At 41.9% G+C, this 26,288-nt stretch carries 21 protein-coding genes and 1 pseudogene; 11 read left to right on the forward strand and 11 right to left on the reverse strand.

Annotated elements, in window-relative coordinates:
• Positions 1 to 190: 190 nt before the first annotated feature.
• Positions 191 to 1,129 (reverse strand): alpha/beta fold hydrolase, encoded by a 939-nt coding sequence (locus AC2SLT_RS01105; protein WP_486545466.1) that lies wholly within the window; start codon positions 1,127 to 1,129, stop codon positions 191 to 193.
• 459 nt (positions 1,130 to 1,588) lie between these two features.
• On the opposite strand from AC2SLT_RS01105, the gene AC2SLT_RS01110 reads away from it, so the two are divergent.
• The 3 genes from AC2SLT_RS01110 to AC2SLT_RS01120 all read left to right on the forward strand — a co-directional run bounded on the left by AC2SLT_RS01110 (position 1,589) and on the right by AC2SLT_RS01120 (position 5,119).
• Positions 1,589 to 3,250, forward strand: coding sequence for a GMC oxidoreductase (locus tag AC2SLT_RS01110; protein ID WP_486545467.1), 1,662 nt, complete (start codon positions 1,589 to 1,591; stop codon positions 3,248 to 3,250).
• Between the two features lie 217 nt (positions 3,251 to 3,467).
• Entirely contained in the window at positions 3,468 to 3,848 is a 381-nt protein-coding gene (locus AC2SLT_RS01115; protein WP_486545468.1) for a hypothetical protein, read from the forward strand.
• Positions 3,849 to 4,168: 320 nt separating this feature from the next.
• Positions 4,169 to 5,119 carry a LysR family transcriptional regulator gene (locus AC2SLT_RS01120; RefSeq protein ID WP_486545470.1) on the forward strand — a complete coding sequence of 317 codons (951 nt, stop codon included), beginning with the start codon at positions 4,169 to 4,171 and terminating at the stop codon, positions 5,117 to 5,119.
• Between the two features lie 136 nt (positions 5,120 to 5,255).
• On the opposite strand, the gene AC2SLT_RS01125 is transcribed toward AC2SLT_RS01120, so the two are convergent.
• From AC2SLT_RS01125 to AC2SLT_RS01160, 8 genes are all read right to left on the reverse strand, one after another.
• Positions 5,256 to 5,939, reverse strand: coding sequence for a 3-oxoacid CoA-transferase subunit B (locus AC2SLT_RS01125; RefSeq protein ID WP_486545472.1), 684 nt, complete (start codon positions 5,937 to 5,939; stop codon positions 5,256 to 5,258).
• Between the two features lie 56 nt (positions 5,940 to 5,995).
• Entirely contained in the window at positions 5,996 to 6,655 is a 660-nt protein-coding gene (locus tag AC2SLT_RS01130) for a 3-oxoacid CoA-transferase subunit A (protein ID WP_486545474.1), read from the reverse strand.
• Between the two features lie 148 nt (positions 6,656 to 6,803).
• Positions 6,804 to 7,142, reverse strand: a complete 339-nt coding sequence (locus AC2SLT_RS01135) for a Rieske (2Fe-2S) protein (RefSeq protein ID WP_486545475.1) — start codon at positions 7,140 to 7,142, stop codon at positions 6,804 to 6,806.
• Between the two features lie 2 nt (positions 7,143 to 7,144).
• On the reverse strand, positions 7,145 to 8,113 hold the full coding sequence (locus AC2SLT_RS01140) for a dioxygenase family protein (RefSeq protein ID WP_486545477.1): 969 nt from the start codon (positions 8,111 to 8,113) through the stop codon (positions 7,145 to 7,147).
• Between the two features lie 225 nt (positions 8,114 to 8,338).
• The gene (locus AC2SLT_RS01145; RefSeq protein WP_486545478.1) at positions 8,339 to 9,406 is read right to left on the reverse strand and encodes a maleylacetate reductase; all 1,068 of its coding nucleotides are present in this window, start codon (positions 9,404 to 9,406) and stop codon (positions 8,339 to 8,341) included.
• Positions 9,407 to 9,447: 41 nt separating this feature from the next.
• Positions 9,448 to 10,914 (reverse strand): aldehyde dehydrogenase family protein, encoded by a 1,467-nt coding sequence (locus AC2SLT_RS01150; RefSeq protein ID WP_486545479.1) that lies wholly within the window; start codon positions 10,912 to 10,914, stop codon positions 9,448 to 9,450.
• Positions 10,915 to 11,160: 246 nt separating this feature from the next.
• A complete protein-coding gene (locus tag AC2SLT_RS01155) occupies positions 11,161 to 12,156 on the reverse strand; it encodes a hydroxyquinol 1,2-dioxygenase (protein ID WP_486545481.1) in 996 nt (331 codons plus the stop codon).
• A gap of 150 nt (positions 12,157 to 12,306) precedes the next feature.
• Positions 12,307 to 12,828 carry a cupin domain-containing protein gene (locus tag AC2SLT_RS01160; protein WP_486545483.1) on the reverse strand — a complete coding sequence of 174 codons (522 nt, stop codon included), beginning with the start codon at positions 12,826 to 12,828 and terminating at the stop codon, positions 12,307 to 12,309.
• Between the two features lie 301 nt (positions 12,829 to 13,129).
• Between AC2SLT_RS01160 and AC2SLT_RS01165 the strand changes: the two genes are divergently transcribed.
• The 3 genes from AC2SLT_RS01165 (at position 13,130) to AC2SLT_RS01175 (ending at position 17,564) form a co-directional block, all read left to right on the forward strand.
• On the forward strand, positions 13,130 to 14,389 hold the full coding sequence (locus tag AC2SLT_RS01165) for an MFS transporter (protein WP_486545485.1): 1,260 nt from the start codon (positions 13,130 to 13,132) through the stop codon (positions 14,387 to 14,389).
• 111 nt (positions 14,390 to 14,500) lie between these two features.
• Positions 14,501 to 16,264 (forward strand): arylsulfatase, encoded by a 1,764-nt coding sequence (locus AC2SLT_RS01170; protein ID WP_486545487.1) that lies wholly within the window; start codon positions 14,501 to 14,503, stop codon positions 16,262 to 16,264.
• Positions 16,265 to 16,508: 244 nt separating this feature from the next.
• The gene (locus AC2SLT_RS01175; protein WP_486545488.1) at positions 16,509 to 17,564 is read left to right on the forward strand and encodes a TRAP transporter substrate-binding protein; all 1,056 of its coding nucleotides are present in this window, start codon (positions 16,509 to 16,511) and stop codon (positions 17,562 to 17,564) included.
• A 269-nt stretch (positions 17,565 to 17,833) separates the two neighbouring features.
• On the opposite strand, the gene AC2SLT_RS01180 is transcribed toward AC2SLT_RS01175, so the two are convergent.
• Positions 17,834 to 18,034: a hypothetical protein gene (locus AC2SLT_RS01180; protein WP_486545490.1), complete on the reverse strand. Its 201-nt coding sequence runs from the start codon at positions 18,032 to 18,034 to the stop codon at positions 17,834 to 17,836.
• A gap of 274 nt (positions 18,035 to 18,308) precedes the next feature.
• Here AC2SLT_RS01180 and AC2SLT_RS01185 point away from each other — a divergent pair, with 274 nt between their 5' ends.
• The gene (locus AC2SLT_RS01185; RefSeq protein WP_486545492.1) at positions 18,309 to 19,082 is read left to right on the forward strand and encodes a lysozyme inhibitor LprI family protein; all 774 of its coding nucleotides are present in this window, start codon (positions 18,309 to 18,311) and stop codon (positions 19,080 to 19,082) included.
• A gap of 677 nt (positions 19,083 to 19,759) precedes the next feature.
• Here the strand turns inward: AC2SLT_RS01185 and AC2SLT_RS01190 are convergent.
• Positions 19,760 to 21,079: a hypothetical protein gene (locus AC2SLT_RS01190; RefSeq protein WP_486545493.1), complete on the reverse strand. Its 1,320-nt coding sequence runs from the start codon at positions 21,077 to 21,079 to the stop codon at positions 19,760 to 19,762.
• A 406-nt stretch (positions 21,080 to 21,485) separates the two neighbouring features.
• On the opposite strand from AC2SLT_RS01190, the pseudogene AC2SLT_RS01195 reads away from it, so the two are divergent.
• From AC2SLT_RS01195 to AC2SLT_RS01210, 4 genes and pseudogenes are all read left to right on the forward strand, one after another.
• Positions 21,486 to 22,145: pseudogene (locus AC2SLT_RS01195) on the forward strand (lysozyme inhibitor LprI family protein); the annotation flags it as partial.
• Positions 22,146 to 22,489: 344 nt separating this feature from the next.
• Positions 22,490 to 23,623 (forward strand): hypothetical protein, encoded by a 1,134-nt coding sequence (locus AC2SLT_RS01200; protein ID WP_486545495.1) that lies wholly within the window; start codon positions 22,490 to 22,492, stop codon positions 23,621 to 23,623.
• Between the two features lie 237 nt (positions 23,624 to 23,860).
• Entirely contained in the window at positions 23,861 to 24,475 is a 615-nt protein-coding gene (locus AC2SLT_RS01205; protein WP_486545497.1) for a glutathione S-transferase family protein, read from the forward strand.
• Between the two features lie 380 nt (positions 24,476 to 24,855).
• A complete protein-coding gene (locus AC2SLT_RS01210) occupies positions 24,856 to 26,286 on the forward strand; it encodes a P-loop ATPase, Sll1717 family (RefSeq protein ID WP_486545498.1) in 1,431 nt (476 codons plus the stop codon).
• The last annotated feature ends 2 nt before the right edge of the window (positions 26,287 to 26,288 follow it).

Below are 26,288 nucleotides of genomic sequence, written 5' to 3' on the forward strand. Positions count from 1 at the left end.
AGTAAAACCAGTCAATACGATTGTCAAATAACACGCCGGTATCATAATGAGTTTATATGAATAAATGATGAAAAGGTGAATAACGAAGGGACGCTTTAATAACAGTGTTTTAGGGTCAATTGATCATGACCTAATAAGCATGGTTAACAGAGAGTGAGTGGTTGAGCCGGAAGAGCTCTTTAAGCACGACTTAATCGCTATGGAAACTTACAAAGTTGCGCACTAACGAATTGAATTCATCTGACTTGCCCAGATGGGGCCAGTGCCCACTTTCGCTAAAGATATGAGCATCGGCTGTCGGCATCGCATTCAATAACTGTAGGGTACGGGACAAAGGCACCACCTTATCATTCATGCCATGAACTAAAAGGACGGGTAGAGACAGCTGGCCTAAAGCCGTTACGTCTAACGGCAAATCTTCGCGGTCTCGATCTCGCGCCGCCAGTAATAGTGATCTTAACCCGATCTCTTGTTCCTTTAACGCCGCCTTGAGCCTTATATTGACCAAGTTGTCGTTAATAACCGCCTCATTTCTTATGTTCTTTTGAAAGTCTTTGCGGATAACAGCAGCAGATAAAGGCGACTTGTGTTTGGTGGCGATAGGTTTAGTGTCTGTTGGCTGAGTATCGTCACTACCTGTTTGAGAAGATAGGGGAGGTGGCATCTGATCATTAGTATTGGATAAGGTATCGTTACTTTTCGCGCCGCCGGTACCGATAGATACCACACCAAGAATACGCTCAGGATAATCTAACGCTAACTGCAATGCAATCCAGCCACCCAGAGAGCTCCCGACCAGCCACGCTTTATCGAGATGTAGCGCATCCATTAAGCGTATGGTTTGGGCGCCCCATTGTTTAATGCCATAGGTTGTATCAGGTGCACATATCGTCTCGCCATAGCCAATCAAGTCAAAAGCCAACGTACGCGCAACTTGACTCAGCTCAGGTATATTCAACCACCAGTTTAAGGCAGCAGAGGCGCCCAAACCTGACCCATGTAACATCAACATCGGGACGCCATGACCCTGATCATAATAATGAGTCATCTCGTGAGGCGCAGTCTCAATCCAGTTATCCTTAAGATTAAAAAAATCGTCTGTCTTAAAGTTTGGGGTAGGAGCGGTCATGGATAGGCCTTATTGAGATCAATATAATATAGTCAACCCTACATTAAAATATGCACATTAATACGTCTAAAGATTAAAACGTGAGTTTCGCTGAGCTACACCACACGCTACACATTTTGCACACCACAATAAGGGTTTGTTTATAAATAATTTAATAATAACTTATCTATTTCAATTATCTAAATGAGAATTAGTGAACCTACTATTTGTCTTATTTGATGTATAGCGTTTCGACAAGTATTCCTAGATAAGTTGGTTTTTTAGATTGGGTAGCAGTTTAGCGTAATAAAAGTGCGCTAAACCCCTGTTTTCACAGACAGTTATAACGCTAGTATAAGAGATGATGGTTTATTTATCTAATAATTTACGTAAGCTTTAGGATACAGTAGGTCGATATTGTTAGACTAGGGTTAAATAATACCAACCTTTGGTAGTATCTGATTCAACATTAGGACTCTTATGAAGCGACGCAAATTTATTAAATCTATGGGCTTAGGACTAGGCGCTGTCGGTGCGTCGGCAAGCGTTACCGGCTGTCAAACCTTTGCAAAAAGTAGCACTGCTGGCACTACGAACACCCCTGTTAGACAGGCAGGACATGTTAGCAATATTATTGTGGGAAGTGGTTATGGCGGCGCCGTATGTGCGCTTAGATTAAGCGAGAAAGGTCATCAGGTGTTGATTTTGGAGATGGGCAAGCGCTGGGACAGAACACCCGAGCATAATACTTTTTGCAAAATGATTCATGCCGACAAGCGCTCAAGTTGGTTTAGCAACTGGCCCAATGCGCCTATTCCGATTCCTATACCCATCAGGAAATATCCGGGTGTTCTCGATTTAATCGAATATGATGAGATGAAAGTCTATGCAGGGCGTGCTTATGGAGGGGGATCTATCGTCAACGGCGCCATCGCGATCAAGCCGAAGCGGGCGCACTTTGAGCAGACCTTCCCTTGGTTAGACAGTGATGAGATGTATGACACCTTCTTTCCGCGGGCCATGCGTGAGCTTAAGGTGAGTCAAATACCAGAAGACTTTTTTAATCAGTCCGAGCATTATGAGTTCACTCGAGCAGCAGAACGTCAAGCTGAGAAATCAGGACTTAAAACTGAGTTTTTTGCTAACAGCTATGATTTTGATTATATGCAGCGAGAAGCCAAGGGTGAGGTCTACCCTTCCGCCTTAGGTGGCGAGGTTATTTATGGCAATAATGCGGGTAAGTTTTCGCTTGATCTAACGTATCTAAAAAAAGCGGAAGCCACAGGTAATGTCAGCGTCAAAACACTACGAAAAGTCAATTCTATTGAGCAGCCAGACAGTAGTGTTGATATTGATAACACTTTAGATAGCCCTTCAAATAATGAGAATGCACAAAGACGGCTTAGATTGGAAGTTCATGTGATCAATGAAAATGGCGGTATTGACGCCATTGAGCACTACACCTGCGATAAGCTGTTTTTAAATGCAGGCAGCACTGGCACCTCAGAGCTACTACTAAAAAGCCAAGCTCAAGGTAAGTTAAACCACCTAAATGAGCATGTTGGTCAGCACTGGGGACCCAATGGCAATATCATGACAGGGCGTAACTTTGTGCATGCGGCTGGCAAAATTCAGTCCACCATACCTGTCAAAGGCATAAATATGTGGGACGGCGATAGAGGCGGATCGCCTTATAAAATATTCGCTGAAATTGCGCCGTTACCCCTTGGTCTTGAGACATGGACGACCTTATATCTTGCCATTACTGACAACCCTGAGCGCGGTAATTATTATTATGATAAAGCGTCGCAAACGGTCAAGCTCAACTGGAAGCGCTCGCAAAACGAATATTCGGTCAATGCGGCCAAAGACTTGATTGAAAAACTTGCCGAAACCAATGGGGGCGCCACATCAAGCTTGTTATTCACTAAAGGTTTCGGCGATGACTTTTGCTACCATCCTTTAGGGGGCTGCGTATTGGGTCTAGCAACGGATCAGGTGGGACGAGTCAGAGGTCATGAAAATATCTATGTACAAGATGGGGCGCTAATTCCAGGTAGTGCGGGCGTCAATCCCTACGTGTTTATTACCGGATTGGCTGAGCGCAATATGAGTTATATTTTGCAGCAAGATTTTGCGTAACTGAATTATTTATCATAGATTATTTTGTAGAAAAGGTTTGACAACGGCTAATCATCGTTAGGGTGTACGCCAGTTACACATCTGAATATTCAACAGACCCTAAACGTAGTTTTACACTTGATAACTTTAAATTCAGATAAGTTCTTGTAGTATAAGTTATAAAGAACACTACATTTTATGTGGTTAATGACATTTATTTTTTAAAAGGAGTATTTTTGTGTTTGATATAAAATCTTTACTAACAAGATCTGTTGAAAAAGAATTGATGGACGTGGATGATTACATTTTTATCCCTGAGCGATATGACTTAGAAATTGATGATGGTATCTTAAGCTGTGTCTTAAATAGTGATGGGCGTGTGGATATATTTTTCCAAAAGCATGGTATTACTGATGTCCGCTCAGCTGCTCGTAAGCATGCTTATACAGGCTTTGATAGAGAGTTACATCTTGGTATATATGATGATGTGATCGAAGACTTAATTAATGATGTGAACAAAATATTAGAAGGGCACTCTAAATTCTTTAAACAAGAAAGAGTGTTGCCATCGACACCCTCTTTAAGTGAACAACCTTATGTTGATACCGATCATCTTTAATTGGAAATTATGATATAAGGTAATAATATAAGGTAACAATATAAAGTAGCTATATAAAATGACAAGCTGAACTTTAATCTATAATAAAAACTGGGCTATATGTCCAGTTTTTTATTGGTTAGAATTTAAAAGTTGTATTTTTTGGCGCTCTTATTTGAACTTCATCTAGTTTAAGTTTATTAAAGTGTTATATTTATATAGCTTTATTGGTTTTTTTGATACTTATTTCCCTGTATAAGCTGACCTTTGCAACGCTCTGATAAGCGTAAGTTGCAAGCAAAGCGAAGCGATTTATGGGGTGTAAATAGGGCATATAAATTATGGACAAATTAAAATGCATGGAAGCATTTGTGAGAGTTGCTCAAAGTGGTAGTTTCATAAAAGCAGCTGAGCAATTAGGGGTCACCCGTTCGGTGGTCAGCACCCGTATCCAACAGCTTGAAGAGTTTGTTAATGCACCCCTTTTTCACCGTAGTACCCGTTCAGTTCGCCTCTCAGAAATTGGTGAAAAGTATTATTTAGAGTGTGTGGCGTTAATTGACCGCTTTGATCAGTTAATTATCGATATGTCACTTGCTAAAAGCGATATGCATGGAAGCTTGAGAGTCTATATGGCCCCCGGCTTTGCCCTGAGCTTTTTTAATGAGGTGCTTGCAGATTTTACTCGCCAATTTAAAGATATTCAGTTAGAGATAGTGGTGAATGACAGAATTGTTGATCCTATTGCGACAGGTTTTGATATCGTCTTTCAAATTTTTCCGCCCAATGGCGTCAGCCTTATTGAACGAAAGATATTTCAAATAAATCGAGTGATGTGTGCCTCACCAAGATTCTTGGAAAAATATGGACAGCCTAACCATCCAAGTGAGCTACATCAGTATGAGTTAGGATACTATTCTAACTATCCTGAACGCAATAAACTCAAATTCTTGGTGAATAAAGAGTTTAAAGAGTTCTCTATCAATCCAAGAGTCTCCTCAAGCTCTATTCATCTGCTGCATGACTTTGCTTTAACAGATGGGGCGATTGTTTGTCTGCCGACCATTGTTGCCCATCAAAGTTTATTAAACCAAAAGCTGATTCCGATATTAGTCGACTACCCTATGCCCAGATATAGCTTGCGCGCTATATTTCCATCTAACTCACGAAATTTAATTAAAATTCGTAGTGTTTTGGATTTTTTAATCGAAAGGGTCTCACCTTTACCAGAGTGGGATGAGGCACTTATTGAACGGGGTTATTTATCGCCTTTAATTAAGTCTTTTTTGTAATTCTATACAGGCATTAGACCCTGATTGGCTAAAGGGTTTTGGAAAAAACCATCGTCCGTTAACTGGGCGCTGCTGTTAGGTCAATTAACCGGGTAGCGCTGTTGCGTTAGTTAACTGGGTGTCGCTGTTGCGTCAATTAATTGGGTGTCGATGTTGTGGCGATTGTTGTGTCAATTGTTGCGTCGATTAGTGATGCACCCGTTAAAGATTGCAGCTCATCAAAAGTAATGCTCTCGATTTTTTCAATAACTTGCAAGCCTTGTGGGGTCACCTTAATAACACACAAATCGGTATAAATACGGTCAACACACTTAAGACCAGTGGCGGGGTAGGTCAATGAGTCCACAATTTTAGGATCTCCTGTTTTGGTCACATGGCTAGTAGCCACATAGACCTTTTTAGCTCCGACCGCTAAGTCCATAGCACCACCTACAGCAGGAATGGCATCTTCGGCACCAGTGTGCCAGTTGGCCAAATCTCCATTTTCAGCGACTTGAAATGCGCCCATCACACAGATATCTATGTGTCCGCCTCGCATCATTGTAAAAGAGTCGCCATGGTGGAAAAAGGCACCGCCAGTTAGCATGGTGACGTATTCTTTACCGGCATTGATCAACTCAGGGTCTTCTTCTCCTTTTGGCGGAGGCGGGCCAAATGCCAATAAGCCATTTTCTGAGTGTAAAAACACCTCTTTGTCATCCGGTAAAAAGTTGGCAATCATCGTAGGTAGTCCAATGCCTAAATTAACATAGGCACCATCTGGAATATCCTGAGCAATGCGTTCAGCGATTTGGTCTCGAGTCCGTTTGGTATAAGTCATTGTATTCTCCAATTATATGTCGATGCTTGGGTGCTGCTTGGATATTGCTTAAACCGCTAAACCGCCACAAGGTGCTGGACAAAGATGCCAGGGGTGATGATATGCTCAGGATCTAAAGCGCCCAACTCCACAATCTCACTGACTTGAGCGATGGTCATATCCGCTGCCATCGCCATGATGGGGCCGAAATTACGAGCAGACTTGTTATAGATTAAATTACCCCAGCGATCCCCTTTATAGGCTTTTATTAAAGCGAAGTCCGCTTTAATGGGATTTTCTAAGACATAATCTTTACCTTCGTAATTAAGCGTTGGTTTACCCTCAGCCAGTGACGTTCCAAACCCTGTGGGGGTATAGATAGGTCCCAAGCCCATACCGGCAGCTTGAATGCGGCAGGCTAAGTTACCTTGTGGCACTAGCTCTAACTCTATCTTGCCAGCCCGATAAAGCTCATCGAATACCCAAGAATCGGATTGGCGAGGGAAGGAGCAGACTATTTTGCGAACGGAACCCGCTTTGAGTAGCTTGGCTAACCCGTAATCTCCATTGCCGGCGTTATTGCTGACAATCACCAAGTCTTTAACCCCTAATTGGATTAGTTCATCGATAAGTTCAGCAGGCTGTCCTGCTGTACCAAAACCACCAATCATGATGGTTGAGCCATCTTTAATGTGGGAGAGTGCTTCTGTTATGGATTTTTGGCTTTTATCTATCATAGTGCCTCCTGGCATTAAACCGAGTCTTTCCCTGTCTTGCTGTTGTTTGTGGTCTTGTTACTGGTAGTATCTTTTTCTTCTTTTGCCTTTTATAAGTCGGGTCTGTTGAATACACTGTTTTAACGATATGATGCAAGGTGGTGTAACCTTATGAGAAATTCTGCAAAAATACCACACCATCTTGAACATCGATGGACACTGGTGTCAGAGAGTGACCTCGACAAGGCCCGTCTACACATTCTCCCGTCGTAATAATGAACATGGCGGAGTGATGGGCACACATTACTTGATCTCGATAGGTATGAAACTTCCCTTTTTTATAATCAAGGGGTATCGAGAAGTGGGGACATACATTTTCATAAGCGTATAAACGGTTGTCTTTTTGAATAATTAGGATGCTTTTTTTACTATCATGCGGATGGGTAATTCGCAGACAGCTTTCCTCTGCAAAATCAGCCTGCTCACATAGTTTGATTAACTGGGTCATTATTAGCCCCCTGACAGTACAAAATCATATTCGATTTGGTAATAGTCCTTATTCAGCCCGTATATGGTTTTACTATATTCATCAGCATGCTGTAGCGTTGGCTGCACGATTAAACGGTCTTTCACGCCAAAAACGGCGTCATTTTGCAGATAGTCATCATTTTCTATAAACAAATGGGTGACTAATGATTGATAGCCCTGAGCTACTATTTTGAAATGGATATGAGCAGGTCGCCAAAACGTGCGTTTGGCATAATTGAGCAGCCGTCCTACTGTGCCGTCTGACGGAATTTGATAACTGACAGGTAAGATTGACTTAAAGGCATAACGACCATCAGACTCACTAATGAATAAGCCGCGTAAATTGTCGATTTGTTGTTCAGGATCTTGTCCAGAATACATCCCATTATCCGCAGTTTGCCAGACATCGATATAGGCTTCACTAATGGGATCGCCGTTAGCATTGCGAATCTGACCTTTCACCAGCAAAGGAATAGCAGGCTGCTCGCCCTCTACCACGATACTATCTGCAAACTTGCGTATCGGCATCTTGTCGACGAAAAATGGTCCAAATACGGTAGAAGGGGTTTGGCTGTCGTCCTTTTGATTGTTAATTTCATCGACCAGCATAGACACCCCCAGTACATCAGATAACAAGATATACTCCTGCCGTTGACCATGACACATTTGCCCTGTTTCGGTGAGGAAGTTAATCGCATACAGCCACTCCTCTTCCGTTAACTGCACCTCTTGAACGTAGTTGTGCAGATTTTGTACCAACGTCATGATAAGGCGTCTGTGTCGAGGGTTTTCAATATGCTCAAAGCTTTTAACCGCTTGATCAGTCACTTTTGCAGGGATTGCGACTTTAGCAGCATTGTTAGTGACATTTTTAGTATCATTGTTAGTAATACTGTTAGTTGCATTGGCAACGGAGTCTTTGGCGTCATTGTTTATAGAGGTTGGTTTCATGATCAATTCCATTTGTCATCGCCAACTGTCTCATTAAGAGGTGGTAGGCAACCTGCTTATCCTAAGCAGGGGTTAACATTAGCACGGCTTATAATTACTAGGGCTTATAAGTACTAGGGCTTATAAGTACTAGGGCTTAGAGTTAGCAGGCATTAAAGTTATAAACAAGCGTACTTATACAGTGAGTCTAATCTACAGTGACTATAATCTCGGTAACAATCAAAACTAGGCAGGGGGTAAACCTTGGTAAGCCTTGGTTAACAAGTCCTTTAACTCATCGAACTCATAGTCACGAGGGTTATAATAGGGACTGTCACAGACAATCTGAGCCACTGTCGCAGGGCCATCCTCAGGCAAGCCTATATCCTTTAACGCCAGAGGAATATTTAAAGATTCGTTTAAGCGATAAATGGCGGCACCCAGATTGTCACGGCTGCTAATCCCTAAGGCCTCTGCCAGCTTGTCCATTGCCTCGATATCCGCATTGCGATTGTAGTGTACGGAGTAGGCAAGGGTAATAGCATGGGCCTGAGCATGGGGTAAGTTGTAAGTACCCCCTAAGGTATGACATATTTTATGATGAATAGCCATGCCAACCGAACCCAGACACACCCCAGCCAGCCAAGCACCATACGTCGCTTGCTGGCGGGCCGTCATATCAGTTAAATCTTTTACAATCGCAGGTAAAGCCGTTGCCAGCGATTTGATGGATTCAATGGCTAATAGACTGATAATAGGATTTTTATCTTGAGCATATAATGCTTCAACGGCATGGGCCATAGCATTCATACCTGAGCAAGCGGAAACCTGAGCGGGTAAGGTCAAGGTGAGCTCAGGGTCGTAAATAGTAATTTTAGGCAGAACACGGATGTCCTTGCCCGTTGTTTTTAAGTTATCTTCGGTATACCCATACACCGATGTCATCTCACTACCGGCATAGGTTGTCGGTATGGCAACGATGGGGATATCTGTTTTTAACGCTATCATCTTGGCGAGACCAATGGTAGAGCCACCACCTAATGCAACACAGCAGTCGATTTGATTGGCTTTTGCAAACTCGATAGCGTTATCGGCGACATCTATCGGGACATGCATCACTGCATGCGGGTAGACGCCAGCACAAATACCTTGCAATTGTTTGGCAAGTTTTTCACCAGATGCTTCTTGGTCAGGTGTGGTAAGCACTAATACATTCTTATAGCCATTATCGACTAGTATTTGCTTAGCTTGTAAGGATTTACCTGTACCAAAATGCACATCTAGCGGTAAGGCTTTATAGTGAAAATCATCCATGACTGTCGTCTCCAATTATGTGTCGTCCCACTAATTTAGCGTTAGCTTCTATCAAAATGTGGCGGAATCTTGGCGTCCACATTGACCCAGACTGACTTAGCTTCGGTATAGTCATGAATGGCCTCGAAGCCCATCTCACGCCCATAACCTGATTTACCAACGCCTCCAAATGGGCTGCCTGGATTGACACGCTTGTAGCAATTAATCCAGCACATACCCGCCCGAATCTTTTTCGCAAATTGATGCGCGCGTTGAATGTCTTTGGTCCACAAACCACTGCCAAGGCCATATTCGGTACAGTTGGCAATCTCTAGTGCTTCTTCATCAGTCTTAAAGCGTAAGACGGTGATAAACGGACCAAATACCTCTTCTTGAGCGACACGGTCTTTTGGATTGGCATCGACAATAGTAGGTAGTAGATAGAACCCTTTCTTAAGCGCTTCGTCCTCAGGAGATTTACCCCCAGAGAGAATTTTACCCCCTTCTTCTTCAGCGATTTTTACATAAGAGAGCACTTTATCACGGTGGGCTTCAGAGGTAAGCGGCCCCATCTCTGTTTCTGGATCCAACGGGTCACCTAGCTTTATAGACTCTGCAAGCTTGATAAATTTATCTAAAAACTCATCAGCAATTGAGTCATGTAATAGCAAACGTGACCCTGCAATACAGGCTTGTCCTTGGTTATGGAAGATCGCCCATGCAGACCCATTCACTGCCGCATCGATGTTGGCATCTTCAAAGACAATATTGGCCCCTTTACCGCCAAGCTCAAGCTGGACGCGCTTTAAGTTGCCTGCGGAAGAGTGGACAATGCTACGCCCTGTCGCTGTGGAACCGGTAAAGGCAATTTTGCCGACATCTTCATGATCGGCAAGGCGTTGTCCTGCTGTTTTACCGTAGCCTGCGACCACATTAACCACGCCATCAGGGAAGCCCGCTTCTTTGATAAGCTCGGCTATTTTGATGGTCGATAAAGGGGTCAGCTCAGAGGGCTTTAATACCACGGTGTTACCTGCTGCTAGAGCAGGACCTAACTTCCAACTGGTAAACATCAGAGGAAAGTTCCACGGTACTATTTGACCGACAACCCCAATGGGTTCACGCAAGACATAGTTTAAAAAACCAGGTTCGACCGGTATGACCGAGCCTTCGATCTTATCGGCAATACCACCGAAGTAACGGAAGCATCCCGCCGTACGTGGCACATCAAGACGGCGCGAGTCACGAATGGGGTGACCGGTATCTAAAGACTCAAGCTGAGCCAATTCTTCTAAGTTCTCTTCAATTAGGTCTGCTAATTTCAATAGCAATCTGCCACGCTCAGCTGCGCCCATGGCAGACCAAGCAGGGAAAGCGCGCTTTGCTGCCGCAACCGCCAAATCCACATCTTCGGCTTCAGCCGCCGCGATTTTGGTAATGAGCTCGCCATTATAGGGATTAAAAACGTCGATCGTGCCACCATTTTTCGCCGAAACGAACTGACCGTCAATAAATAATTGAGTATTCATAGTGTAACCTACTAAATGAATGAGAGGGGTAAAGGACAAAATGCCCTTTAAAAATAGTTATGAGGGATGCGGCAATTGCTACTTACGCTGAATGAAGACATATAGCGACTGGTATCCATTATCTGATGGTTTGACTGGTCGTTGCAGATTCGTCCTACCTAATTTCCAGCCGCCTTCAATATATCAACCATTGATTTTGCGTACCTAACTTTTGCGTAAGAACTAGCTTTTGCGTCTGTCCTTGTCTTAAAACTGCACAGGATAAGGTGGCAACTCTCCTGAAGCATATCTGTCTGGAATATCTGGCGTGGCGTTCTCCCAGACAAGTAACATAGAGCGTTTGGTTGATGAGCCCTGATGACGTATATTGGCTGGCATGGCGGCGATGTCACCGGCTTTCATGATGACGCGTGCAATGGGACTGCCATCCACTTTGTCGCCGATATCCCACGTGATTTCATCTGAAAGTTGTAAAAACCATTCGACGCGGTCGTTACCATGGAACACAGGTAAGATATACTCTTCGGTCGTTGGGCAAAATAGACTCTCTTTACAGACAGAGGTCACCGATGGATTCCACGTGACATCCGAGCGAGACAGATATTTAAAGAGGTTAAAACCACTCAGCTCACCTTCAAAGCCCGGCTCGCAGTAGACAACCGGCTCATCTTGCGGAACATCTAGGAATTGGCGGTTAACAGGTAAGTCATCACGTAAAGGAGAGTCACCTTCTAATCCTGGCATACGTTTAGTTGCAATACGATAACGATCAATAGCCTCGCTGTTATTACCGTTGTTGCGACCAAAGGCACTGCCCGTCTCTTCAGGCGCCGCAAAAGGATCAAACCCTTCATTGACCCAGTCATGTAATATGGCTTTAAAGGTCTGCATAATAACTGGGGTTTCGAAGTTTTCGATATAATCGACACCGGCTTCTCTAAACACCCCATTATAGGTACCCGCATAGAGATCGACACTGCCGTAATGATTCTGAGTGCCAATGACATGGTCAAAGTTGACCCAGCCATAAAAGAAACCCCATGCGACATCGCGCATCAAGGCTCTCAAGAAAGCATCAACCGACATTAAATGAGAGTATTCCTCGTTTTTGGCTTCCCAAGTAATTTTGGCAAAATACTCGTCTCTACTGAATACAAATTTACCCAGTTGAAACGTTGCGTAGCCGGTTATGTCATCACGAGCGATGACGTTGACACCTGTATCTTCAAAAGTAACAGTCATTTTTTCTCTCCTTGAATAGTGTGTAATTCCCTTGTTAGGATATTAATTCTTTCTTGCTTTAATGCCTTGTTTGAAAGCCTTGTTTTGAGGCCTTAAAAATATTAAAACTAAATGAGTGATTTAGTCTTAATAGACTATTTAAAACAAATATCATGTAAAACAAATATCATGCCATTTTTCGACAGATAGTGGACCTTGAATGGTCTGAATCAATATAACAGAAGGTTTTGAGGACTCAAATCGGTAGGCAGAGCCTTTAGGGAGAAGGGCTTGATGACCTTGCTTTAATAATACGTAACCCATCACATCGCCATCCGGCTGCTCACCTGCTAAATGCGTGCCTTCTTGATCTTCTGAGATCACAGAGGACTCATTTAGTTTTAGGAAGTCTACTCTCACTTCACCATCCATAGCGATGACGAATTCATCATGTGACGCGGTGTACCAAGGTGATTGACCTTCAGCACGTACACTTTCAATAACGAACTTTAGGTTCTTACCAACAATGGTTTTTTCGTAAGGTTTGGCATTTGCGGCAACTTCAAAAATATTTGAGAAGGCGTAATCGGTTTTTGCGCCTTTAATGATCTGAATAGATCCTTTTTCATAGTGATCTAAACTACCTAGCTTAGTGGTATAGACATCCATATCCGTCTCCTTTACATCTGACATCTGCGTAGGTCAACGCGGTGGGTTTCTTCCTTGAGGGACAACCTTTAAAAACTCCCCTGACCTTTACAACATACGTTATTAAACAACCACTAACAATGCGAAAATAACAACATGACTGTTCGCAACTTCTAAACAATGAATACGTCTATAATCAGAAGTATCGGAACAAGGAGGTTCTTGAATACTGTGAAAAAGAACACTAACCAAATCAGTGATATCCAAGCGCTGTCTAAGTGTTGAACAAAGTGTGGAACACATTGATTCATTTTCTTTTTCTAAATTCACTTAAAAGGATGTTGAGATGAAAACTTTAAAATGGGATACCGCCTACGAATGGAAGGTAGTGGTGTTACTGACGTTGGCTTTCGGATTGGTTGGCTTAGATCGTTGGATTATTGCCCCATTGCTGCCCTCAATCATGCGTGACTTATCTCTAAACTATCAAGATGTCGGCTTAATATTTGGTGCGCTGGGGATTGCATGGGGGATATTTGCGATTTTCTCGGGTAGATTGTCGGATAAAATTGGACATCGAAAAATTTTGATTGCCTCACTGGTAATGTTCTCATTAGCGTCAGGACTTTCTGGTGCGGCTATGGGGTTGACCAGCTTAATACTCATCCGCTCTTTGATGGGTGTCTCTGAAGGGGCGTTTTGTCCTACCAGTTTTGCGGCGACGGCTGTGGCGGCCAAACCATCACGCCGAGGCGCATTACAAGGCTTACAACAAAGTGGCTTTGCCTTATTTGGTCTGGGGTTAGGGCCTATTATTGCGACACAATTGATGTTGGTTGTGCCCTCATGGCGCGAAGTATTTTGGGTGGTAGCGATTCCCGGCTTTATCCTAGCCATATTACTGTTTTTCGTCTTACGCGAACCTGACCAAACTCAAGGCGGTCAGATACTCATTGCTGAGAAAAAAGCACTGGTATCACAGGAGAAGATAAGCTGGTTTGAGTTACTTAAGAACCGCAATATCTTGTTAAGCATGGTTGGTCTATGTTGCACCATGTCCTGTGTTTTTGTTATCAGTGCTATGTTGCCATTATATCTTGAGAATTTTCTAAAATTAACCCCACAAGACATGGGTATCATCGTCTCTGCTATTGGCTTTGGTGGGTTTGTAGGTCAGTTCTTAGTACCTGCTATATCCGATTGGATTGGCCGCCGTATGGCCTCTATTTTAAGCTTTCTAGGCTCTGCCATATTCATCTATATTTTAGCCAACACTTCCGCTTCCGTGCCCCAGTTATTCGGTGTGCTGTTTGTACTATCTTTTTTTAGTTTAGGCTTAATTGCGCTATTATCAGGACCGTTAGCCGCTGAGTCTGCACCAGCAGGACTGGTTGCTTCATCGATCGGGTTAGTGGTTGGGGCTGGCGAGATATTTGGTGGCGGTATCGCACCCGTATTGTCAGGCGTTATCGCTGAGAATTATGGGATTGAGAATATATTTTACCTAAGTTTGGTGGGCGTCATCATCGGTATGATAGCCAGTTTCTTTATTAAAGAGACAGCACCTCGCAAAGTCGCGGAATCAATAGTAGCAGTAAGACCTTAAGGTTAATTCTATAAGGTGCAGCAACATACTTCCTTCTCGTCAAATTTATCAGAGTAAAATGCTGCGAACCATATTTCAATTGGATTAAATGAACCCAAGGAAGGGGGTAAGATGGTTATCAGTCGAAGAGATACTCTTAAAACAATGATTGGATTTAGTTCTATGGCAATGACTAATACAGGTTTTAGTGCGTCTACGGTCTTAAAGGGCGATAAGGCACTACAGAATAACTCAAAACCAAAAAGGCCTAATATATTAGTGGTCTTGGTTGATGATATGGGCTTTAGTGATGCTACCCCCTATGGTGGCGAAGCTAAAATGCCCTATCTTTCCCAACTGTGTAATACGGGTGTAAGATTTCGTCACTCCTATATGTCATCACTATGTGCGCCAACTCGGGCAATGTTATTAACAGGCGTTGACAATCACTTATGTGGTCTTGGCAATATGCCGCCTTTTCACACTACCAATCAATTTAATCGACCTGGTTATGAGGGTTGGCTGAATGACCGTGTGACTACCATTGCAGAGGTATTGCAGTCTAATGGCTATCATACCTATATGTCAGGTAAGTGGCATCTAGGCTTCCGTCAGGATAAATACCCAAGCCAGCAAGGTTTTGATAAATCTTTTGCTTTTATGGGGGGTGGTTCCAGTCATTGGGCGGATATGCGTCCTTTGTCACGTACGGAGATGGGTACCAATTTTTATGTGGAAAATGATACTCGCTTGGATCGTTTACCAGAGGATTTTTACTCATCGATTAACTTTGCCGATAAAATGGTTCAGTACTTGGGGGAGCAAACAGATGACAATCCTTTTTTTGCTTATCTAGCCTTTACTGCACCGCATGACCCAATTCAGGTACCTGATAAATGGATCAATAATTATAAAGGTATGTATGATGTTGGCTATGAAGTCACCAAGTCACGCCGATTAAAGAAAATGAAAGAGTTGGGTTTATTAGCACCAAATACACCGTTAAACCCCGGCGATAGTAATATACCTAATTGGGACAGCTTACCCAAAGAACAACAACGTATGGAAGCCCGAGCCATGGAAGTTTATAGCGCGATGCTTGAATGTATGGATGCGCAAATGGGCCGTGTCATCAATAAAATTAAAGACATGAATCAATGGGATAACACTATTGTATTTTTTATGTCGGATAACGGGGCCAACCCAAAACAGCCTTGGTTTTATGCGCCTAATACCAAAGAGCAAATCGAAAAAGAATTTGATAATAGTTACGACAATATAGGACGTCCCAACTCGTTTATATCCATTGGGGAAGGATGGGCGCAAGTAGCCAATACGCCACTGTCCTATTTCAAACTAACGTCATATGAGGGCGGTACCAAAACACCGCTTGTCGTTTCCGGACATGGCATTAAAGCAAAGGGTATCGATACGCAAAATCGTATTCATGTCACCGACTTGTTTCCTACCATACTTGAATTGACCCACAGTACCCGCCCGACTAGCATTAACGGACAGCCCTTAGCCCCTTTATATGGCAAATCGTATGCCAAAATACTCACAGGGGCAAGCACAGCTAAGCATCGGGGTGATAATGATGTCATTGGCTTTGAAATTATGGAAAATAAGTCCTTAACCAAAGGAGACTGGAAAGTGTTATTCCAGCCACCCCCTTATGGTGACGGCAAGCATTGGCATCTTTATAACTTAAAAGAGGATGAGCTTGAGTTAATAGATTTAGCAAACGTCTACCCTGAAAAGACGCGGGAGCTTGTGCTTGAGTGGGAGCGTTATGCCAAACAAGTAGGATATATTAAATCTAATGGTCAACTACAGATGAAGACTTATAGTAATCCTGAGGAATTTTATGTACATATGGGAGAAGACGCTATTTAAATATGATTAAGTCTCTACTGAATCTAGCCAGATACTCTAATGTAGTAGGGTATCTGTGCTGAAGTGATATATACAACTCTTATTAGAAGCTTAAGTCGTGGGTTTCGCTTCGCTACACCGCACGCTACCCATACTGCATACTATAATTTACATTTGAGTATAAATGAATCAAGGATGTATTCATTAAAACATAAGATATTAAAGCGTATTTAATATCGATGTTTATTTTTAAAAGGAGTTTCTGATGAAAAAATTAAGCTATTCAAGTATCGCTCTCGCTGCAATACTCACTTTAAGTGCATGCAATAATACGGATAATGCCACCAATACCACGGGTGATAAAGCAACAGAACAAACCACATTACGCTTTTCGCATTTATGGCCCGCCACTGGCGTCATCCACAAAGAGCTGTTCGAACCTTGGGCTAAGCAAATCGAGGAAGATTCGGATGGCAGACTAAAAGTTGAGATATATCCTTCCAGCTCTTTAAGTAAGCCTGACAATACCTATGATGCCACTGTGAAAGGTGTGGTTGATATAGGTGTCCAAATTCCCGGTTATGTTAACGGCCGCTTTCCACTAACAGAAATAACCCAGCTTCCAGGACTATCTACTTCCTCAAGTCAATTAAATTGTATTTTACAAACGCTGTATGATGACAAGGTGATATCAAGTGAATATGACGATACTCATCCATTATTTATGATGGCATCCGGTCCAGGCATTTTGCACTCTGTAGATAAGGTGATTGAGAAGCCCGAAGATATGGTAGGTTTACGTATGAGAGGCCCTTCTATCATATCCATCAATATCATTGAAGCAGCAGGCGGTACGCCAGTAGGTCTACCGGCACCTGATCAATATAATGCGTTGCAACGCGGTGTGATTGATGGAGTCAGTTTCACTTGGGATGGCGTCGGCGCATTTCGATTAAATGAACTTCTCAATACGCATACCGATATCCCGCTGTATAGTCCTGCTATCTTTGCTACGATGAATAAAGAGAAATATGAGAGTTTACCAGATGATCTAAAAAAGGTAATTGACGATAATTCTGGAGCCGCAATGTCTCGCCGTGCAGGTGAAGTCTTTGATAGTGAAGATGCTAAGTACAAAGAGGAAGCGATTGCAAAAGGGGATACTATTGTCGAAATACCAGATCCATTAAATGATCCTAGATGGAAGGATTTGCTAAAATCTGAAACTGAAAAGTATCTCAACGAATTAAAAGCCCAAGGCGTGGATGCAGATAGTGTATATCAAAAGGCACAAGCAGCAAGCAAAACGTGCCAGACTTAAAGGTTCAACAGCTCAGTGGCTAAGGGTGAATTTAGCCACTGTCTTCTCCTCTTTGAGCGACTATTAGATAAACGCTAAGTGATAAGTTAGATTATTTAATGTATAAAGCTGAAACAGCTTAGAGGTTAAATAATTATCACTATCTGTGGTCGCATACTTACTTAAGCTTACCCATGTCAAAAAGATGCCATTTAGCTTTATAGGCAGTCTAGTACTTAGCCTTTGTTAATAAGTGAGCAATGTTAGTCATAGCTGGATCAAGCTCATTATCAGCATCCTTCCTCACCCTCTTCACAATCCGTCGACTCACGTTGCTGATCCACTGCCTCATTCATGTCTTGAATAACACGATCACACGAGTCGTATGCTCTATTATTATCGCTATACTTTCCGGTATCTTTATCTTGATTGCCGTCGGTCCAATCTTTACTGACACGCTTTGCCGTATTTTTATTGCTATGTTCCATCACAGTATTCTCCTTGTTTGTGCTCTGCTAGCCATTCTTATCGTACTAGCTATTCCTATTGTACTAGCCATTAGTATTGTTGCCGTGACACATAAAATGATATCAGAATAAATAAGTGCCACACTTTTAGTATACGCCTGTAAACTATAATTTTCATGTTTATTTAAAGTAAATATAATAACTATCATCACAAATGTTCATAAAGGATGTGGAATAATCTTAAACACACGTCTTATCCGTCTTATCTTTCTTATCTTTCGTCATTAGGAGAAACGCTATGAAAAATTGGACATTAACTTCAATTGCCTTTTCTACCTTTCTAAGCGCGAGCCTATATTCTCTACCTGCACACTCAGCTAGTTTTGACTGTAACAAAGCCAGTAGCACAGTCGAAAATTCAATTTGTACGAGTCCAATATTGTCTAAGCAAGATGAAAAGATGGCAAAGCAGTACAATGATGAGCTTGCAAAAGCAAAGCGAAACGGTAGCGACGCTGTCAATCGTGTTCGCTCTGAGCAACTCAAATGGCTCACCTTTCAGCGCAATACTTGCCAAGATGAATCATGCCTTATGCGTGAATATGAAGAACGATTGGGGTGTCAGGTTGATTGTGGTAATGACCGTGGTCGTGGCGACCTCGTTGACGATGAGGCCTTTGGACACTTTGTTGGCTCGTCAAAAGTTTCTGTTGTTGATGACAAGGTTAATCTCAATGTTAATGATAAGGTTAATAACAACGAGGCTACCATCAAAAATAACAGACTGCATATCATGAAAGTCAATGAGAGGCCTTATCTTGCCGTCATTGATATGTGGCTTGATTTTGCCAATGGACATACCTGTAGCGTCGATGAAACTTTAGCACGCTGGGCGCAGAACCATTGGGAAATCAGGGACGCTTACAACGGCGTAACGACCGAATTGCGCTTTTATCCGGTCACTCAAGAGGGTAAAACCCAAATACTAGTCAGAGACCTTAACAACCAATATGCAAAAGTGAACTGCGGAATGCGTGGCTATTTTGATGGTCAGATTTTCAAGAGGCAGTAGGGGTTATATAGTCGAAGGTATATCTTAGTAGGCAGAAAGGATAGCGTGCGGTGTAGTGAAGCGAAACCCACGGCATTACCTTTAACTATTAAAAGCTGTGGGTTTTTGGTGCGTCATTTTGTATTAGTGATGGAGACTATTGCCGTTTGAGTAGCTAATCGCGCCATTTGCTACTATCTTGGCTTGCCTATGAGGAGGGATTAAGTAAAGCACTGCTTTACCCCGACGCATGAGAAAACCTATGATTTTCTAAAGGCGCTACTGGCAAGCGTCGTTCCTGACTCAGCGATAACGACCCTTGCCAAGCGCCTGCAGCTCTATGCTTCACCAAGTATATCCGCTCAGAAAATGCCCGTTAAAGCATTTTCTCTTGCGAACCTAAAATTGCAGTGCAATTTTTAACGGTTCTCATGTCACGGCTAAACCGCTCATCCAGTTGACGTTCGTAGTGGTAAGCAAGCCTCTTCGCGAAAACACCCTTATATAAAATGAAAGTGTAGTTGATAACCTACGTTAATATTAAACTTCGTGGGTTCCACTTCGTTGCACCCACGCTACGCTTACTGGTTAATAAGAATCGGGGAACTACCCAGCTTTTTATTAACCAGTTTCGTATTAACCAGCTTCGTATTCACTGGCTATCAGAACCGGTAGCCACTCCTAATCCTTATATAACTTTAGTCCTTACATAATTCTAAAGTAAAGCAAGTCTTATAATATTGAGTCAAGATAACGTCATAACAGAGCCCAACAACGTGCACCTGATACTTACCGCTTTTTGCGCCGCGAGTTCGAATGACTATCTCACGTGACACACAATTAACCCCTTCTTCCTCACAGGGTCCGATATCACCAAAGCATATCCCACCGCTGGGAATCACTTCAACAGAAGGCGTACCATCAGGCAGGGTAGGGACCGCTGAGCCATCCTCCATCGTCACTTGCAGTTGTGCGATGTGGACATTACTTAAGGTAAGGTTCGAGTAGCAATTACACACCGAAATAAGTGCAATTTCCACATCATCTGTCTCAAAGCAGTCGCAGTCACTGTCCCCCCACTTGATAGAGACACAAGGCTCAATAGTCGGTAGGTCTATCTCGTTGCACTCAGAGCCGCAAGCATTACAAATAGCATTGATTAATAAGGTGACGTATTGCTCCTCACTGACTGGGCCATGATAAGTGCTGCCTCCAGTTGGATCAGTCATGTGGTCATAAGAGGCGACAACAGCAGGGCTATTATTACTGCCGGGCGTTATTTTATGAGCAAATACCACCACCCCATTAGCTAAAGCAGCAGCAGTCGCATTGGTTGCAGAGGCATCGTAGAATGCTGAATAACCATCAAGGGCAGTATCACTGATATAGAAGATAGCTTTACACGCCCCGTCTCGCCAATCATAAAAATTACTAATATCAGCAATCGAATCGGCGCCCTCCTCGCCAGGGTAGGTAGAGTCTCCTGCAGGCTGCGGTTCATCTTGTTTAAAAGGGCCTAAACTGCCAATACCCTCAAGGTATTGTTGATGAGTTTGGGTAAAATTGGTGCCGGCAAGGGTTGAGGTAATATCTCCCAAATCCCCCGATGGATTGGCACCAGATTTTGAACCATCGACAGCCAGCCATGTAACGCGCAAGTCTGATGGACATTCATCAGCGGCCTTGCGCAACGCCTCATCAGCCGCTTCGGCAACTGCAGTAGCTGCCGATGACATTGAGCCACTGGCATCGATGAGTATGACCAAATCGACTTTAGGCGTGCCAGAAGATGACGAGCCGCATCCACAGCCTGCCAAGCTGTCTTCACAATGAGTTAATGCATTCAGCTTGTCCTCATTGAGCTTGTACATTGCCTCATTGACATTTTGTAGCAGACGCTGACAGGTCTCATCGATGCGAGCAACATTGCTCTGTTTGCCAGTATCTTTGTCTTGATTACCATCGGTCCAGTCTTTACTGACACTTTTGATTGAATTTTTTTGCGTACGCTCCTTCATAGTGTTCTCCTTGGTTGCATTAGAGTCCGTCATATTTATGGATGCAACTAAACAACATATGAAAGACGCTGAGGGTTACTCTTTAAGTATACGACTGTAAACTATGAATTAATAGTGTGTATGAAGAGACTTTTGTAAGTTGTATTTTTATTAGCTCTACCCTTATAAATCGTTCCAAATCTTGCGGTTTTTAAAAGCTAATAGCCAATGGTCTCAAATCTAGTACCCTAAGTAGAGATGGTGTATTATATAAATACTTACTAAATAATAATTTAATTAAAGTATAACAATAAGGTCAGTCATGAAAAGATTATGGTTAGCATCACTCACGCTTCTAAGCATCAGTTTTTATTCTGCATCAGCGTATTCCGCCAGTTTCGACTGCAATTAAGCCAGTAGCACAGTCGAAAAATTAATCTGTGCCAATCCCGGATTATCAAAACTTGATGATGAGTTAGCAGTGCAATACTCAGCCGAGATGGAGGATGCTAAAGACAATGAGTACGACTATATAGAGCAAACACGTGCTGAACAAATTCAGTGGCTTATCTTCCAGCGCAATACTTGTAAAGATACAGCCTGTCTAATTCGTGAATATCGAGAGCGCCTAGGTGGCACGCCTAAATTAGGTGTGGCGATGGACTACCTTGAAGACATTGCGCCAGCGAATCTACCCAAGTCTAATGCTTTTGGTCGATTTAGTACGACAACACAGATATCTGTCTATAATCCTGACGCTAAAAATGAGTACGATGTATTCAACGAAACCAATAGCATTGATATTTTAAGCGTTACCAAAAAGCCTTATCTCGCCGTTATCGACAGTACTATGATATTTAGTAATGCGCATATTTGCTCAATCTCGGATCAATTAGCTCAATGGTCTGAGAACCACTGGACACTAACCAGTTATGAATTAGACGATCCTGCTGAACTGAGATTGTATCCTGCTACCTACAAAGGTAAGCCGCAGATACTTGTCAGAGATATGGGAGACCAGTATCGAAAGCTGAACTGCGGTATGCGAGGTTATTTTAATGGGATGATGTTAGAGAAAAAACAGTAAAAATAGAAGTAGCTAATCGCGCCATTCGCTACTATCTTGGTTACCCACTGGGGCGGTGACTAATAGCCAGTTGCGTTCCTGTTGTTTCGATACCGCTCCTAGCTAAGTCACCGCAACCCAGCGGTCAACCAAGTATATCCGCTACTGTCACGGCTAAACCGCTCCTCCAGTTGACGTTCGTAGTAGTAAGCAAGGCTCTACACAAATAACATACTCATAGAAGTTGGGAGTGTGAGTGATAACCTGTGTGAATTTAACCTTCGTGGGTTCCACTTCGTTATACCCACGCTACTTACTTAAAACTATTCTCTACCCATAGCCATCAATCAGATTGGATACATTTAATGAAGACCCTTCTAAAAAACCGATACCTCATCACCTCGTTATTATTGATCAGTATGAGCGCCTGTGATACACAGTCCGACGAACTAACTCAAGCTAAACCAACGCCTACGAAAGCTAGCCAAGCTGAGTCAAAGCCTATAGAAACTGCTGATGATGCAGAAAGTATTAAAAAAGAAGACATGGTAGAAAAAGGCACGGTAACAGCGATAAACGTCGATACAACTAAGGCGAACTGCGATGCCGTGAGTACCATGATGTCACAAGTCAGCAATACCAGTAAGATAGAGGCTATTAAACAAGTTAATGAAGTGCTTCCTGCTTGTCTAAAACAAACGGACAGTAAAACTGCGCTCAAGCTACTCACAGAATACGATAAGATGTATAACCGCTTTTTAGACGACGGCTTACGGGGTGGGGAAGACATCGGAGTTTTTAGTAATCTAGCATACAAGGTAGACTCTGGCGAAACCCTCTCAAAGACTGAACAGGCAACTCTAAATCCACATCTTAGATACTTACTCACATTATCACAGAGCGATGAAGACGTTTATCTTAAGCACATAGGCGAGGGATACTATACTTTTAGTCATGATTTATCAGCAATGGTGTCTCGGTTTGCCCCTTATTTAACCAAACAAGACCGTGCCTTCTTTGAGCGTATGGCAAAGGACAATCAGGATATTTTTTGGAATGATGCGGCCATTACTGTCTCTTTAGAAAACCTTATAGAGCGCGCTTTGTTTTGGGAAGATTATTTAAAGCGTTATCCAAATGGACGCCATAAGCAAGAAGCCCAGCAACTGTATAACATCTACCGGTTCTCTGTAATCTATGGTTCTGATAACACAGATTGGACAGACGATGCCATGCACTACTTCTATGAACCAGAAGATAATTTGGCAATGATTGAGTTGTCGCATCAGCCCAACAGTCAGTTGGCAAAAGACGCTGAGAAATTCTTAAAGTTTATGCAAACCTCAGACGCTGAGCGCCGTGGTGAAATTGAACCCAATGGTGATGACTATCAAGATATTTATATTGCCAGACAGCGGGTTGATGAAGTATTGCAAATCCCTAATCCTTGGCAAGCAGGAAGCTCAACAGATTGCTTTACAGGTATATTCTGTCGTTAGAATTATGTAGCTGATTTTGTAGCTATTTCCTGCTTTCCGCTACTATCTGCCAGTCTGAACAGGGCAGTGGTATCAGATTGTGGCGTCGCTTGCTTCGCGCGCCGCCCCAAATCTGACCACTGAATCCTGTTCAGACTGGCAGTATATCCGCTTCAATCAGGGCTAAACCGCATCTCAAGACAACTAATGATAGGCTTATTAAAATACACTTAAAATCACCATAACTGAGGACACTTCATGCTCACGCTATACGGAAGCTCAATATCGGGCAATAGCTATAAAACTAAACTCACCTGTGAACTATTAAACCTAGACTATAACTGGATTGAGATTGATCTGTTGGCTGGCGAGCACAAAAATCCTGACTTTCTACAGATTAATCCACTTGGACAAGTGCCTGCCTTAGTGATCAGCTCTGATAGCGACCACTGCGAACCTAGCATACTATTAGAGTCCAGTGCCATCATATGTTATCTCGCCAAAGACTCTCATCTGATACCAACTGACCCAATTGAATACGCCAAAATGTTGCAATGGCTATTCTATGAACAAGCCGAAATCAAAACCAATATCGCCTCAGTACGCTTTATCAAACGTTTTCAAAATATGATACCGAGCAGACTGGCTGAATATGAACAGAAATTTGCTAGATCACAAGATATTTTAAGTTATTTGAATCATCATCTTGCAGACCAGTCGTTTTTATTGGGCAATGCAGTAAGTTTGGCGGATATTAGCGTGTATGTGTATACGCATCTTGCTAGCGTGGGTGGGTTAGACTTATCGACGTATGACGATTTGCACGCTTGGTTTGGACGGATTGAGAAATTGGATGGGTTTGTGAGAATGTAGCTGATCGCGCCATTCGCTGCTATCTTGGCTAGCACGGTGGTGGGCGCTAAAAGCCATTATCGTTCCTGTTGCCTTGATAAGCCGCTGGCTAAGCGTCCGCAACACAGTGCTTTACCAAGTATATTCGCTTCAATCGGGGCTAAACCGCTCCCCAAGGCAACGTTTACGATATTAGGCAAAGCTTTTTTATCAAGCTAGATTCAGAGAAATTACTAGCTTACGTAATAATATTACCCATCTAAGTTTACGTAGGTTTGGCTTGGCGTCATCATTCTATTCTATTTTTAAATAGAATAGAATGATGAATTTTAACCAATACTGCTTTTTTTGGTACAATTTAGGTATATAAAATCTAAAGTCCTTACTTAGTTGGAAGTGTTATGAGCAGAAGAGAAGCGTTTGCTGAAGTAGCTAGATGGAAAATAGATGCTAAGCTAGAAGATACTAATAAATATTTTTACAAAACACTTGATGTAGATATGCTCTTAAACGGGAGTAAATCATACGTTATAGGTAGAAAGGGTACTGGAAAGACAGCGATCGCCCGATTCTTAAACTCACAAATATCTTACAATTTTTTTGCTATAAATATTTCCCTTAAGAATTTTCCCTTTAATGAATTGTATTCTTTAAAGGATGATAGGTTTACCAATCCAAACGAGTATATAACTATTTGGAAATTCATTATTTATATGGAAATAATATCTCTGATGTATAAGAATCAGGCAATAGATAGTAGATTTAGAAATTCTATAGAGCACATATTGCCTAAGAAACCTAACCAAGGCTTATCAAGGAAAATAAGGAAAATTACGTCTGATGAGCTCAGCCTAGATGCTAAAATATTCTCTTACTCAAGAGGTTATTCTCATAGTGAAGTAAAAATGAGTTGGATAGATAAAGTTGATTTTCTTGAGGATTTAATAGTTGAGAATATTGATGGGTCTAATTACTTTATATTATTTGATGAATTAGATGAAGATTATAAGTACCAATCCATTACAGATGAGAAAGGAAATTACCTAAACTTAATCTCTGGTCTATTTAAAGCAATACAGGATATAAAAGCCATATCTTTCGAAGCAAGTTTAAAAGTGAATCCAGTGATTTTTTTGCGAGATGATATATACGACTTGATTGAAGATCATGATAAAAATAAATGGAGTGATTTAATAGTAAATTTGAGTTGGACTAAATTTACTATGCAGTCATTAATAGTATACAGGCTATCGAAAGCGCTAAATGAAAATAGTGATAATTTCAGTAGAGTTTGGAGACAATTTTTTTCTAGAAATCAAATAGCATATGGAAAAAATAAAAATAAGAGTATAGAGATATATGATTGGATAGCACGTGAAAGCCTGTTAAGACCTAGAGATTTTATAAAATATATACAAATTTGTGCTAAACAAGCCTACGAATCAAACCAATATAAGATTCACCCTAATACCGTAACGACACAAGATATTATTTATTCTAGATATTTCAGGAGTGAATTAACAGATGAGGTGCATAGTATATTACCTGATATTAAAATTATATTTGAAATTATTTCTAAAATTGGTAAAGCTAATTTAAGTGTTGAAGAGTTTAGGGAAGAGTATCAGGTTTATTTAGAAGAGGGTAAACTTAAATATAATAATAATTATACTTTTGTTTTGGAAGTTCTTTTCAATTTTAGTATTATTGGTAATATAAAAAAAAGTAATGATCATAAAATATTTAGATTTATAAATCCTGAAGCTAATTTAAATTTTGAATTACCAATCACAATCCACAGAGGGCTTTATAAGTCTTTACAATTAATCTAGTT

The organism is Psychrobacter sp. CX18, assembly GCF_057396215.1.